Annotated in this window: 14 protein-coding genes; 5 read left to right on the forward strand and 9 right to left on the reverse strand. The window is 70.8% G+C overall.

Annotated features, from left to right (window positions below):
* Positions 1 to 23 precede the first annotated feature (23 nt).
* Together CJ301_RS03515 and CJ301_RS03520 are read left to right on the forward strand one after the other, a co-directional pair.
* Positions 24 to 1,067 (forward strand): alkane 1-monooxygenase, encoded by a 1,044-nt coding sequence (locus CJ301_RS03515; protein ID WP_099274357.1) that lies wholly within the window; start codon positions 24 to 26, stop codon positions 1,065 to 1,067.
* Between the two features lie 11 nt (positions 1,068 to 1,078).
* A complete protein-coding gene (locus tag CJ301_RS03520) occupies positions 1,079 to 1,489 on the forward strand; it encodes a hypothetical protein (RefSeq protein WP_099274360.1) in 411 nt (136 codons plus the stop codon).
* A gap of 25 nt (positions 1,490 to 1,514) precedes the next feature.
* Here CJ301_RS03520 and CJ301_RS03525 read toward each other — a convergent pair whose 3' ends face one another.
* The 3 genes from CJ301_RS03525 to CJ301_RS03535 are packed head-to-tail and all read right to left on the reverse strand — an operon-like array spanning position 1,515 to position 3,973.
* Positions 1,515 to 1,997, reverse strand: coding sequence for a DUF421 domain-containing protein (locus CJ301_RS03525; RefSeq protein WP_099274362.1), 483 nt, complete (start codon positions 1,995 to 1,997; stop codon positions 1,515 to 1,517).
* Positions 1,998 to 2,020: 23 nt separating this feature from the next.
* Positions 2,021 to 3,568: an exodeoxyribonuclease VII large subunit gene (xseA, locus tag CJ301_RS03530; protein ID WP_099274365.1), complete on the reverse strand. Its 1,548-nt coding sequence runs from the start codon at positions 3,566 to 3,568 to the stop codon at positions 2,021 to 2,023.
* A gap of 39 nt (positions 3,569 to 3,607) precedes the next feature.
* Complete coding sequence (locus tag CJ301_RS03535) at positions 3,608 to 3,973, reverse strand: hypothetical protein (RefSeq protein WP_099274367.1); 366 nt, start codon at positions 3,971 to 3,973, stop codon at positions 3,608 to 3,610.
* A 197-nt stretch (positions 3,974 to 4,170) separates the two neighbouring features.
* Between CJ301_RS03535 and purD the strand changes: the two genes are divergently transcribed.
* On the forward strand, positions 4,171 to 5,445 hold the full coding sequence (gene purD / locus CJ301_RS03540; protein ID WP_099274370.1) for a phosphoribosylamine--glycine ligase: 1,275 nt from the start codon (positions 4,171 to 4,173) through the stop codon (positions 5,443 to 5,445).
* Between the two features lie 100 nt (positions 5,446 to 5,545).
* On the opposite strand, the gene CJ301_RS03545 is transcribed toward purD, so the two are convergent.
* The 5 genes from CJ301_RS03545 to CJ301_RS03565 form a co-directional block, all read right to left on the reverse strand.
* Positions 5,546 to 6,058, reverse strand: a complete 513-nt coding sequence (locus CJ301_RS03545; protein WP_099274372.1) for a CarD family transcriptional regulator — start codon at positions 6,056 to 6,058, stop codon at positions 5,546 to 5,548.
* A gap of 233 nt (positions 6,059 to 6,291) precedes the next feature.
* Positions 6,292 to 6,627 (reverse strand): ferredoxin FdxA, encoded by a 336-nt coding sequence (gene fdxA, locus CJ301_RS03550; protein ID WP_099274374.1) that lies wholly within the window; start codon positions 6,625 to 6,627, stop codon positions 6,292 to 6,294.
* 53 nt (positions 6,628 to 6,680) lie between these two features.
* Entirely contained in the window at positions 6,681 to 7,016 is a 336-nt protein-coding gene (locus CJ301_RS03555) for an RNA-binding S4 domain-containing protein (protein WP_099274377.1), read from the reverse strand.
* Positions 7,013 to 10,114 carry a helicase-related protein gene (locus tag CJ301_RS03560; RefSeq protein WP_099274379.1) on the reverse strand — a complete coding sequence of 1,034 codons (3,102 nt, stop codon included), beginning with the start codon at positions 10,112 to 10,114 and terminating at the stop codon, positions 7,013 to 7,015. Before CJ301_RS03560 ends, CJ301_RS03555 begins: the two co-directional genes overlap by 4 nt.
* 38 nt (positions 10,115 to 10,152) lie before the next feature.
* On the reverse strand, positions 10,153 to 10,716 hold the full coding sequence (locus tag CJ301_RS03565; protein ID WP_254050059.1) for a tetratricopeptide repeat protein: 564 nt from the start codon (positions 10,714 to 10,716) through the stop codon (positions 10,153 to 10,155).
* Between the two features lie 104 nt (positions 10,717 to 10,820).
* On the opposite strand from CJ301_RS03565, the gene CJ301_RS03570 reads away from it, so the two are divergent.
* Both CJ301_RS03570 and CJ301_RS03575 read left to right on the forward strand, forming a co-directional pair.
* A complete protein-coding gene (locus CJ301_RS03570; RefSeq protein ID WP_099274382.1) occupies positions 10,821 to 11,114 on the forward strand; it encodes an SCP2 sterol-binding domain-containing protein in 294 nt (97 codons plus the stop codon).
* Positions 11,107 to 12,045: an alpha/beta fold hydrolase gene (locus CJ301_RS03575; protein WP_099274385.1), complete on the forward strand. Its 939-nt coding sequence runs from the start codon at positions 11,107 to 11,109 to the stop codon at positions 12,043 to 12,045. Before CJ301_RS03570 ends, CJ301_RS03575 begins: the two co-directional genes overlap by 8 nt.
* 9 nt (positions 12,046 to 12,054) lie before the next feature.
* On the opposite strand, the gene CJ301_RS03580 is transcribed toward CJ301_RS03575, so the two are convergent.
* The gene (locus CJ301_RS03580; protein WP_099274387.1) at positions 12,055 to 13,152 is read right to left on the reverse strand and encodes a DUF2235 domain-containing protein; all 1,098 of its coding nucleotides are present in this window, start codon (positions 13,150 to 13,152) and stop codon (positions 12,055 to 12,057) included.
* Positions 13,153 to 13,178 lie beyond the last annotated feature (26 nt).

The raw sequence follows: 13,178 nt of genomic DNA on the forward strand, positions 1-13,178 counted from the left end.
GGTGTCGCCATATCGGATTCGCCATGCCGCTCGCCTTCGCCACGGCCACGCTTCTGCCGCTGCCGCTGATCGCGGCGGCGATGCTGTGGGGCGGCGCTTGGGCGCTTGCCGCCCCGCTGGCGCTGGCGCTGCTGACGGCGGCGCTCGACGAGATCGGCGCGCGGCTGGCGCCGCCGCGGCCGGGGGCCGAGTTTCCCGCCTCCGCCGCGCTCACCCTCGCGATCGGCCTGTCGCATTTCGCGCTGCTGGGCGGGGCGGTCTGGGCGCTGTCGGGCGGCTGGCTCACCCTTGGGGAAAAGGCCGGTCTCTTCGCCGCCGCCGGGCTCTGGCTCGGGCAGGTGAGCAACGCCAACGCCCATGAGCTGATCCACGCGCCTGCGCGCGGCCCCCGCCGTCTCGGCATCGCGGTCTATGTCTCCTTGCTGTTCGGCCATCACGCCTCGGCCCATCCGCTGGTGCATCATGTCCGGGTCGCCACGCGCGACGATCCGGCCACGGCCCGGCGCGGCGAAGGGTTCTGGCGCTATGCGCCGCGCGCCTGGCGCGGCGGGTTTCGCGAGGGGCTGCGTATGGAAAGCGCAAGGCGGCGCGGGCATCCGCGCTGGCGTCACCCTTATCTTCTTTACGCAGGCGGCGCGGCGCTGGCGCTCGGCCTTTCGGCGCTGCTGGCCGGCTGGCGCGGGGTGGCTGCGCATCTGGCATTGGCGGGCTTTGCCCAGCTTCAGCTGCTCCTGTCGGATTATGTCCAGCATTACGGGCTGGAGCGCGCGCGCGGCGAAGGTGGCCGGATCGAGCCGGTCGGGGCGCGGCACAGCTGGAACAGCCCGCATCCCGTCTCCTCATGGATGATGCTGAACGCGCCGCGCCATTCCGATCACCACGCCCGCCCCGCCCGGCCCTACCCGGCGCTCGATCTGCCCGAAGCCGCGCCGATGCTGCCGCGCAGCCTGCCGGTGATGGCCTGCCTCGCTTTGTGGCCGCGCTTCTGGCGGCGGGTGATGGACCCGCGCGTCGCGGCATGGCGCGCCGCCGGTCGCGAGGGGCTGGCGGCACGGGCCGCGGAATGAGACGATGCGGCATGAGCATCCGCCGAGTCAGCGCCCCCCTCCTGCTCGCGCTTTGCATGGCCCAGCCCGGCGCCGCGCAGGAGCGGCAGCCGCTCGACGCCGATGAGTTCGAGGCGCGGGTGGTCGGGCGCACCCTCACCTATCACAGCCGCGGCGCGCCCTACGGCATGGAGCGCTACGGCCCCGACCGGCAGGTGACGTGGTCCTTTCTCGACGGGCGCTGCCTCGACGGGACATGGTATCCCGAGGCCGATGCGATCTGTTTCGCCTATGAGGACGGGACCGGCCCGGAATGCTGGCGCTTCTTCGACGAGAACGGGCGGCTGAGCGCCGAATTCGTCAACGATCCCGAAATGCCGCAGCTCTACGAGATGCAGGACAGCGAGACGCCGCTGTCGTGCCAGCCGCGCGTCGGCGTCTGAAAGCGGCGCGGCGGAGCGCGCGGGCCTACTCCTCCAGCACCGAGATGGCGCCATTGCGCTCGATATAGGCGCAAGGCACGTCCTCGATGCGCGCATAGCCCTGCATGCGCAGCTTCTGCTCAAGGTCGCGCCGCCCCATATGGGCGTGCTTCAGCACCGCCTCGTCGAGCGTGCCGTCGCGGATCACCTCGAGCGGCCTTCCCTTCACGAGATTGGAGAACCCCTCGCTGCGTACCGCGAGCTGCCCCAGCAGGATCCAGAGCAGGCCGAGCACCACGCAAGCCGCCAGAACCGGGCCGATCGGCGCGTTGCCGGTCAGGGCCCGGCTCAGGCTGGAGCCGATCAGCAGGGTCAGGATCAGGTCGATCACCGTCGTGTCGGCGAGCGATTTGCGCGGCAGGCAACGAAACAGCGCCGTGGCAAAGACAAAGACCACGACCGCGCGCAGGCTCACCTGCAGCACGGTCAGGTCGGATGAGGCGTCGCCGAGTATGTTCGTGAGATCCATCTGCCCTGCCCCGTCTTGCGCCGCTACAGCAACGTGCCCTGCTCGGGCGGCGGTGGCGCGGGCTTGGAGCCGCGCTTGGGCCGCGCGGCCGCCCCGGCCTGCACCCGCCCGTCGGCGAACTCGATCTCGAGCACCGTCGCCGCCTGCGCCGCCGCGACGCCGGTGACCACCGCGCCGTCGCCGCGCACCACCGCGTAGCCGCGCGCCAGCGTCGCCTCGTAGCCCAGCGTGTCGCGCAGCCGCTCCAGCGCCATGAGACGCTCGCGCTGCCGCTCGATCCGGGTGGTGACGAGATCGGGGCGCAGCCGCGCCGCGAGCCGGTCGAAATCGCGCCGTTCGCGCCCGATCGCGGCATCGAGCGCCGTGGCGCTGAGCCGCAGCCCCTGCAGCCGCAGCCGCTTTTGCGCGAGGCCTGCGCGATGCGCGCCCGGCAGCCGCGCGGCGGAAGAGCCGAGCCGGTCGCGCCCGCGCTCCACGGCGCGGGCGACGAGACCGGGGCGCAGCGGATGGTCCGACAGCTCGATCCGCTTCTTCGCGATGGCCGCGCGCAGCGCGCCGGGCAGCCGCGTGTCGAGCGCGTCGAGCCGTTGCGCCGGCCCCATCAGCAGCGCATCGGGGCGCGGCAGGGCGCGCGACAGATCGCGCAGCCGCTCGGCCCGCCGGTCGAGCCCGGCGCGGGCGGACTGCGCCAGCCGCGCGCCGAACTGCGCCAGATCGGCCTGCAGCTCGGCGCGCACCGGCACCGCCATCTCGGCGGCGGCGGTGGGCGTCGGCGCGCGCCGGTCGCTGGCATGGTCGATCAGCGTGGTGTCGGTCTCGTGCCCCACCGCCGAGATCAGCGGGATCGCGCTTTCGGCGGCGGCGCGCACCACGATCTCCTCGTTGAAGCCCCACAGATCCTCGATCGAGCCGCCGCCGCGCGCGACGATCAGAAGGTCGGGGCGCGGCAGCGCGCCGCCCGGGGTCATCGCGTTGAAGCCGCGGATCGCGGCGGCGACCTCGGCGGCCGAGGCCTTGCCTTGCACCGCCACCGGCCAGACCAGCACCTTGCGCGGGAAGCGGTCGCGCAGCCGGTGCAGGATGTCGCGGATCACCGCGCCGGTGGGCGATGTCACCACGCCGATGATCTCGGGCAAATAGGGGATGGGCCGCTTGCGCCCCTCGTCGAACAGCCCCTCGGCGGCCAGCGCCTGACGCCGCTTTTCCAGCATCGCCATCAGCGCGCCCGCCCCCGCGGGCACCACCTCCTCGACATTGAGCTGGTAGCGCGATTGCGAGCCGAAAGTGGTCATCCGCCCGGTGGCGATGACCTCCATCCCCTCCTCGGGGCGATGCGCCAGCTTGGAGACCTGCCCCTTCCAGCTCACGGCGGAGAGCACGGAGCGGTCGTCCTTGAGGTCGAAATACATGTGCCCGGTGCGCGCCACGGTCACCCTTCCGACCTCGCCGCGCACGCGGACATGGCCGAATTCGCCCTCGATGGTCTTCTTCACCGCGCCCGAGATCTCGGACACGGTGAACTCATGCGCGTTACCGCCCGGCGCGGGGCCGTCATCTTCGAACAGGTCCATGCCCCTTACCTGCACCATGCCGCGCGGGGGGGCAACGGGTCAGAACCCGTCGCTGCCCTCACTGCCCTCGCCGTAGAGCCAAGCCGAGTATTCCCGCGCGGCGAGGCCGGTCATGAAGGTCTGCACGCCGCGCGCGGAGCTCAGATCCGGCTGGATGCGGCCGCGCGAATTCTGTTCGAGATATTGCGCGGCGGAGATCAGCCCGCGGCGCGTGCCCGGCCCCCAGGCCGCATCGATCGCGCTGTCGTAGAAGCCGCCGAAGCTCAGCTCTTCCTGCAAAGCGCGCCGGGTGCGGGGGGAGAGCTGCATGAAGATCGCGCCCAAAGGATCGTCCTGCGCCATCGCGGCGGTGGCACCCAGCCCGAGACCGAACGGGATCATGGCGAGAAAATGGCGTCTTTGCATAAGGTTACTCTCCCTGTTAAACCAAGAGTTGCATCCCATATCGCTGTTGCCCGCGCCAGTCGCGAGGGCCTTTGCGCGCCGGCCCCGGCCCGCGGCGTGTCCGATCGGCCACAGCGCATATGCGCCCCCCGCGCCATTGCCCCGAAGCGCGGGCGCGCCTAAAAGCGCCCCGACGGCAAGCTTGCGGGAGACGCGCCATGAACATCCTCATCCTCGGGTCCGGCGGGCGCGAACATTCCATCGCCTGGGCCGTGCTGCAGAACCCCAAATGCGACCGGCTGATCGTCGCACCCGGCAATGCCGGGATCGCGCGGATCGCCGAATGCGCCGATCTCGACATTCTCGATGGCGACGCGGTGGCGGGCTTTGCCGCCGAGAACGCGGTGGATCTGGTCATCATCGGCCCCGAAGCGCCGCTGGCCGTCGGCGTGGCCGATGCCTGCCGCGCCGCCGGGCTGAAGGTTTTCGGCCCCTCCGCCGCGGCCGCGCGGCTCGAAAGCTCGAAGAGCTTCACCAAGGCGATCTGCGACGCTGCGGGCGCGCCGACCGCGGGCCATGCGCATTTCACCGATCTGGCCACCGCGCGCACCTATCTCGAACGCCAGCCCATGCCGATCGTGATCAAGGCCGACGGGCTGGCCGCGGGCAAGGGCGTGGTCGTGGCGACCGAGCGCGATCAGGCGCAGGCCGCGCTCGATCACATGTTCGGCGGCGAATTCGGCGCCGCCGGCTCCGAGGTGGTGATCGAGGAGTTCATGGAAGGCGAGGAGGCGAGCTTCTTCGTCCTCGTCGATGGCGAGACCGTGCTGCCGATCGGCACGGCGCAGGACCACAAGCGCGTGGGCGATGGCGACACCGGCCCCAACACCGGCGGCATGGGCGCCTATTCCCCCGCGCCGATCCTCGATGAAAGCGTCGCGCAAAAGGCGCTCGACGAGATCATCCGCCCCACCATGCGCGAGATGGCGCGGCGCGGCACGCCCTATTCGGGCGTGCTCTATGCCGGGCTGATGATCCAGAACGGCCAGCCGCGCCTCGTCGAATACAATGCCCGCTTCGGCGATCCCGAATGCCAGGTGCTGATGATGCGGCTCGGCGGGCAGGCGCTCGACCTGATCCAGGCCTGCGCCGAGGGGCGGCTTGATGGCATGGAGGCGCATTGGGCCGATGATCACGCGCTGACCGTCGTGCTCGCGGCGAAAGGCTATCCGGGCAGCTACGACAAGGGCTCCGTGATCGGCGGGCTCGACGCGCTGGAGGGCAGCGCCTCGGCCATGGTGTTCCATGCCGGCACGGCGCTGCGCGAGGGCAAGGTCACGGCCAATGGCGGGCGGGTGCTCAACGTCACCGCGCGCGGCGAGACGCTGGCCGAGGCCCGCGCGGCGGCCTACCGCATGGTCGAGGCGATCGACTGGCCCGAGGGCTTCTGCCGAAGCGACATCGGCTGGCGGGCGCTGCCCGAGAGGGTCTGAACGCCCTCGCCCACGGCCGGACAGGCAACGAAAAGGGCCGCACCTTCAAGGTGCGGCCTTTTTCGCATCGGTCCCGACGCTTCGGCTCAGGCCCTTGACCTCAGGCGGCGGCGGCGCGGCTCACCAGAACGCCGTCGATCTCGCGCGCGGCGGCGGTCTCGTCGCTGCCGGAAACGGCGGCGATCTCGCGGATCAACCGCTCGAGCGCGGCCTCGTAGAGCTGGCGCTCGGAATAGGACTGCTCGCGCTGGTCATCGGCGCGGTGCAGGTCGCGGACCACCTCGGCGATGGCGATCAGGTCGCCCGAGTTGATCTTCTGCTCGTATTCCTGCGCCCGGCGCGACCACATCGCCTTCTTGACCTTGGCCTTGCCCTTGAGCGTCTTCATGGCATGGGCCACGACATCGGGCGAGGAGAGCGAGCGCAGCCCGGCTTCGGTGGCCTTGTGGGTGGGCACGCGCAGCGTCATCTTGTCCTTCTCGAAGGAGATCACGAAGAGCTCGAGCGACATGCCCGCCACTTCCTGCTCCTCGATCGAGACGATCTTGCCGACGCCATGCGCCGGGTAGACGACGAAGTCATCGGGACGGAATTCGTTCTTCTTCTTGCTCATGATGTCCTTCCTGGAAGATTCCACCGGGTGAAGGGCGCGCCGAATACCCGGCGAACCAAAAGGTTCGTCAGGGGCGCGGATGGCCGGCGGGATCTAGGTTTGCAGCAGCATTACCGGATCAATATAGCACAAGTTTCGCCTTCGAGGAAGCGTCATGCCGCAGCGCAAAGAAACGCCTTGTCGCCAAGGCGTTCGAGATCGTGTAATGCGCGGCCTCGGCGCGGGGCCGCGAATCAGCCGCCCTCGCCGGGGGCCTCGGAGAACAACTCCATCTTGCCCTCCTTGCCGTCCATCTCCTCCGCCTTGGGCAGCGGGTCCTTCTTGGTGACGATGACGGGCCAGATCTCGGAATATTTCCGATTGAACTCGACCCATTTCTCGACATCCGGCTCGGTGTCGGGGCGGATCGCGTCGGCCGGGCATTCGGGCTCGCAGACGCCGCAATCGATGCATTCGTCGGGATGGATGACGAGCATGTTCTCGCCTTCATAGAAGCAGTCGACGGGGCAGACCTCGACGCAATCCGTGTATTTGCAGGCGATGCAGTTGTCCTTGACGACATAGGTCATTGGCGGGCCCTCGATGCTTGTTGCGGCCTAGCTAGAGCAGAGCGCGGGGTCATTCAAGCGCTCGCCGGACCCTCCGCCTCGCCCTGCGCCCCCGGCGGGTCGAGATCGTCGTAGAGCCCCTGCGCCTCGCTGGCCGGGCCGCGCCGCTCTCCGAGGGCGCGTATCCGCACCACGCGGATCGCGCGGCCCTGCGGAAAGGTCAGCACGTCGCCCGCCCCCACCCCGCGCGAGGGGCGCGCGGCGGGTTGGCCGTTGACCCGCACCCGCCCCTTGGAGACGAGCGCGGCCGCCAGCGCGCGGGTCTTGAAGAACCGCGCCTGCCAGAGCCACTTGTCGAGGCGCAGCGTCTCGCGCCGCGCCTCGGCCGGGTTCGGCGCGCCCCGGCTCAATCGCGCTTGAAGCCCGCGAGCGCGGCGGCGAAGGGGTTGTCGGGATCGACCTTCTTCTCGCGCGGCGGCTGCGAGGAGAAGTTGCGCGGACGCTGATCGTCGCGCTCGCCCTTGCCGCGGCGCTTGCCGTCGCCCTTGGCCCCCGGCTTGCCCTTGGCACCGCGCGGCGCGCCGCCCTCCTTGCGCGCGCCATCGGGCTTGCCGCCCTGTCGGCGGCCCTTCTGGCCCTCACCGCCCCGGCGCTGCCCGCGCCCGGCCCAGGTGAAGGTGTAGAAGGTCTCCATCTCGGCCACTTCGGCCTCGGCGGTCTCCTGCGCCGTGGCGGGGGCGGTTTCGCCCACGGCGATGGTGCCCGGCGGGATCTCGGTCGGGGTGCCGGCGGGGATGCCCGTGGGCGGGTCGCTGTCGGGCATCTCGTCGGGCGCGGGCGCGGGGCCGCGATCGGGCGAGCCGCCCGGCACCTCGGCGGGCGCGTGATCGGGCTCGGTGCCCGGCACGTCCGTGGGGCTCGCGGGGGCGTTGTCCGGCTGCTCGGGCGCGTCTGGCGTCTCGTTCGGCAGATCGGGCTGCTCGGGCGCGTCGGGCGGCGTGATGCCGGGCGCGTCGGGCTGGTCGGGTGCCTCCTGCGGCGTGTTGCCGGGCACGTCCGGCCCTTCGGGCGCGGGCGGCGTGGTGTCGGGGGTCTCGCCCGGCACCTCCTCGGGCGCGGCGGCGGCCTTGGCGGGCTTGGCCTTGGGCCGCTCGCCCTTCTCGGCCTTGTAGCCCAGCCCCGACATCAGCTCGGCGAACTGCTCCAGCGTCAGCCCGGTGATCGACAGCATGTCGGGCACCGCCTCGAAGCCGCCCTTGCTGTCGCGGTCGCGCAGCATGTCGGCCAGTCGCTCCAGCATGTCGATGCGGATCGCCCGCTCGCCTGCGGCGCGGTAGCCCGCCATGGCGTAGTAGCCCGGCGCAGCACCCCGCGTGGCGGGCACGGTGACGAGGCCCGGCGGCGGCGTCTCGGGGAACTCCTGCAGCCCCTTCGACAGCGCCCAGAGCACGAGGCGGATGCGCGTCGGCGCGGGCTTCAAGAGCGCCGGCATGAAGATGGTGAACTGGCCGAAGCGGATGCCGTGCTTCCTGAGCGCGCCGCGCGCCTCCTGATCGAGCGCGCGCACCTCCTCGGCGACCTCGCCGCGCGGGATGATGCCGAAATTCTCGACCATGCGGTAGGCGAAACCCTTGGCCTGCCCGCTCAGCGTCTCGTCATTGCCCAGCGCCAGCAGCGGCTCCTGCGTCGAGGCGATCTTGCGGTCGATGAAATGCTGCAACCGCCGCTTCACCTTGTCGGTGATCTCGGTGCCCGCTTCCTCGTCCACGTAAGCCACGACCTGCGGCTTGAACGGATCGGCGCCGGAGACGAGCTTGCCCACCGCCGAAGCGCCCCACATCAGCCCGCCCTGCTCGGTCACGTCGATCTCGGTATCGGGCGCGTTGTAAAAGCGGTCCGCGCGCAGGTGGAACTGCGGCGCAAGCGCCTTGTCCGCCGCCTGCCGCAGCGTCTTTGCCTCGTCCGGGCCGCCCGCCTTGTCGGCGCGAAACCGGAATCCTTCCAGCCGTCCGACGAATTCGCCCTCGACCGTCACGTCGCCGTTGTCTGTCACTTCGGCCACCATGACCTCCTTCTGCTTGAGCCGCCGGGCCAGAACGCTGGTCCGCCGATCCACGAATCTTTGAGTCAGCGCGCCGTGAAGCGCATCCGACAGGCGATCTTCTACTCCGCGCGTCACGTCGCGCCAATGGCTTTCATCCCCGACCCAGCCCTTGCGCTGGGCCACGTAGGTCCAGGTGCGGATATAGGCCAGCCGTTTCGACAGCGCGTCGATGTCGCCATCGGTGCGGTCGATCCGCTCGATCCGCCGCGCGAACCAGTCATCGGGGATGCGGCCGCGATCCTGCAGATGCGAAAAGATCTGCCCGACCATCTCGGCATGCTCGCCCCGCCCGATGCCGCGAAAATCCGGCAGGCGGCAGACATCCCACAACAGCCGCACCGAGGAGCCGTCATGCGCGCGGCTGCGGATCACCGGATCGGCGGCGAGCGATTTGAGGGCTGCGAGATCGTCGCTTTCGCGCACACGGCCAAGCCAGGGGTTGTTGGTGCGGCTCTCCAGCGTCTGGATCAGCCGCTTGAGCGAGCCGAACTGCAGGTCGGAATTGCGCCAGAAAAGCCGCGTCACCGGGCGGAAGCGGTGATTCTCGATCGCCTCGACGACCTCCTCCTCCAATGGCGGCGCCTCGCCGGTCACGCCGAAGCTGCCATTGGTGCGGTGCCGCCCGGCGCGGCCCGCGATCTGCGCCAGCTCGTCGGGGGCAAGGTGGCGCATCTTGTGGCCGTCGAACTTGATCAGCGAGGAAAAGGCGACATGCGCCACGTCGAGATTGAGCCCCATGCCGATCGCGTCGGTGGCGACGAGATAATCGACATCGCCGTTCTGGTACATCTCGACCTGCGCGTTGCGGGTGCGGGGGCTGAGCGCCCCCATCACCACCGCCGCCCCGCCCTTCTGGCGGCGGATCAGCTCGGCGATGGCATAGACGCTGTCGACCGAAAAGCCGACGATGGCGGCGCGTTCGGGCATGCGGCTGAGCTTCTTGGAGCCCGCATAGCTCAGCGTCGAAAGCCGGTCGCGGCGCATGGTCTCGGCCTCGGGCACCAGCGCGCGAATCGCGGGCGCCATGGTCTCGGAGCCCAGAAACAGCGTCTCGTGCCGCCCGCGCGCATGCAGCAGCCGGTCGGTGAAGACATGGCCGCGCTCGGGATCGGCGCAAAGCTGGATCTCGTCGACGGCGAGGAAATCGGCATCCATCTCGGGCATCGCCTCGACGGTGCAGACCCAGTAGGCCGCGCGCGGCGGCACGATCCGCTCCTCGCCGGTGACCAGCGCCACGACCGAGGGGCCGCGCGCCTTGACGATGCGGTCATAGACCTCGCGGGCCAGAAGCCTGAGCGGCAGGCCGATGATGCCGGAGCGATAGGCCAGCATCCGCTCGATCGCGTAATGCGTCTTGCCGGTGTTGGTGGGGCCGAGCACGGCGCCGATGCGGGAGGGGGTCATGAAGGGTCCTGTGGTCGCGCCGGGACGGCGTGAAAATTCTACAGCGTGCGGCCGCCGAGCATGATGTCGAGACGGCGCGCGGCCTCTCGGGCCTGCGCGTCCTGCGGCATGAGCGCCAGCACCCGGCCCCAGACCTCGCGCGCGGCCTCGGGGCGCTCCATCTCCTCGAGCAGGGCGGCAAAGCCCTGCAGCGCGCCGAAATGGCGCGGCTCATGCGCCAGCGCCGCGCGCAGATCCTCGATGGCGGGGCCGGTGAGACCGGCGAGATAATAGGCATTGGCGCGCAGCACATGCGCCTCGGCCAGCCCGGGCGCATGGTCGATCGCGGCGGTCAGATGCTCGATCGCCTCCTGCCGATCGCCCGTGCCCAGCGCCTCGCGGCCCCGCTCCACGAGCAGGTCGATCGCGGCGGAGCCGCTGCGCGACCACGTCTCGCGGATCTCGGCGGCGAGCTGCGGCGTTTGCTCGGGGCTGGCCGATTGCAGCGCCTCGAACAGCGGGGCGACCGGATCCCCCTCCTGCGCCTGCGCGGGAAGCGACAGGGCAAGTGCCGCGGCCAGTGCCGTGAGGACAGGTTTGAAGGAAGGAAGTCTTGCACCCATAGTCCCTAGTGTAGGGGCGCGCCCGGGCCGAGACCAGAGGCGCCCCATCACAAGGACCAGATCGGCGGCCATCCCGGCCCGCCGCGAACGCGAAGGACGACAGGATGAGTGAACTGGTGAGCCAGGCAGTGACGGCGCTCAACGCCAAGATGGACGGCGACGGCCTCGAAGGCGGACCGGCCAAGTTCGTGATCTCGGACGAGGGCGCGATCATGATCGACGAGAGCGGCGCGCGCGCCGGCGACGAGCCGGCCGAGGTGACGCTGACCGCCGATGCCGAGACCTTCCAGTCCATCCTCGAAGGCGATCTCGATCCCACCGCCGCCTTCATGCAAGGCAAGCTCGCGGTCGATGGCGACATGGGGCTCGCCATGAAGCTGGCGGCGGTCCTTGGCTGACGGCACGGGCCGCCCGGCCGCGCCCTATTTCGCGGATGTGGCCGGGGGGCCCGCGGCGGCGCATTGGATCGCCGCCCCCGACGGCGTGCGGCTCAGGGCGGTGCATTGGCCCGGCCCGAGCCCTCGCGGCACGGTGCTGATCCTGACGGGCCGCACCGAATATGCCGAGAAATACGGCCGCGTCGCCGCCGATCTGGCGGCGCGCGGCCTTGGCTGCGCCACGATCGACTGGCGCGGACAGGGGCTGTCCGAGCGCGCCCATGACGACGCGCTGCGCGGCCATGTCGCGAGCTTCTCCGAGTATCAGCTCGATCTCGACGCGCTGATCGCCCATGCGCGGGCGCTAAGCCTGCCCGAACCCTACCACATGCTGGCCCATTCGATGGGCGGCTGCATCGGGCTGCGCGCCCTGATGCGCGGCGCGCCCTTCGCGCGCGCCTGCTTCACCGCGCCGATGTGGGGCGTGCTGATGCGGCCCACATTGCGCGTCGCGGCCTGGGGGCTGAGCAGCGCCTCGCGGCTCGTGGGCCTGTCGCACCTGCCCTCGCCGGGGCGCTCGGCGACGCTGGAGGACGCGGCCGAGGCGGCCGAGGCCAACATGCTCACCCGCGACGCGGAGAGCTTCGCCTGGGTGCGCCGACAGGTCGAGGCCCATCCCGAGCTGGGCCTCGCCGCGCCATCGCTGCACTGGGTGCACGAGGCCTTGCGCGAAACGCGGGCGCTGGCGCGGCTGCCCTCGCCCGACACGCCCTGCCTGACCCTGCTCGGCGACGAGGAATGGGTCGTCGATTCGGCCCGCGTGCATGACCGGATGCGGCGCTGGCCCGGCGCGGATTTCGAGATCGTCGAAGGCGGGCGGCACGAGCTGCTGATCGAGGATGCCGCGACGCGGGGCGCGCGGCTCGACCGCATCGCCGCGCATTTCGGCTGAAGGCCGACCCTACTCCGCCGCACCCAGATGCCCGACCCCGGGCAGGCGCGCGTCGCCCGTCGGCAGGCGCATCCGCGCCGGATGCCCGCCCGCCACCGTGTCGTGCAGCCGCTCGGAGGGATCGCGCCCGACGATGCGGCGCCTGCGCGACAAGAACAGCTTGTTCCAGCCGCGCCACGTGCCCACCGAAGGTGCCTCGGGGTCGCAGGGAAACCGCGCGCGCCAGCCCTCGGGCAGCGCCAGGTCGCAGTCTTCCAGCCGCTCCAGCATCCAGACCAGCGGGATGTTCGACAGCTTGCGGCTTTCCAGCAACCCGCCGAGCTGGCCGCCGATATCGCCATGGGTGCCGCGAAACCAGACCTGCTCGACATGGCCCGCGAAGCCCTGCGGCGTCGTCCACAGCACCGGCAGATAGGCGTTGCGCGTCTCGTCGAGCGCCAGCGCGTGAAAGCCGTGCCGCACATGGCGCCCGAGGCGGTGATCGTGGAACATGTGGTTGGGCTCGGACCAGCGCCACAGCACCGGCAGCCTGAGCCCGAGCGAGGCGACCGTGTCCCAGACCGCCACCGCCTCGATCTCGACCCGGTCGTGGCAATGCAGCCGCGAAAAGGCGCGCACCGTCTCGCCCGGTTCGGGCCCGCGGTGGCGGTAGTGGCGGTAGGCGTCGCGCACGTTGCGCTCGGTCGCCTCCTCGGCGCGCAACAGCCCCACCCGGCTGATCGCCCCCGCGAGCGAGCGCACCGCATAGGCGCCGCGCGAATAGCCCACGAGCATGATCCTGTCGCCGGGGCGAAAGCGCGAGGCGAGCACGCCGTAGGCGCGCTGGATCAGCCGGTTGATGCCGCGCCCCATCATCACGTCGGGCGTCTCGGCCCAGCTGCCCCACTGGATGCCCGCCTCGTAATGCACGGTCAGGTTGGCGCTGCGCCCGCTTTCGCGCAGAAGCTTGTAGGTCAGACCGGCATTGGTCTCGAATCCCGGCCTGAGCGTCGACATGGTGCCGTCGAGGATGATGACATGGGTCGCGGGGCCGCGCATGCGCGGCTGGCCCTCGGCCTGCCGCGGGCGGCGCCCGACGAGGCCCAGAAGCCAGTCACGAACGCCCATCGGCGCCTCTCATCCGTGCCCGCGCT

This window comes from Limimaricola cinnabarinus (assembly GCF_002723615.1).
Taxonomy (GTDB): Bacteria; Pseudomonadota; Alphaproteobacteria; order Rhodobacterales; family Rhodobacteraceae; genus Limimaricola; species Limimaricola cinnabarinus_B.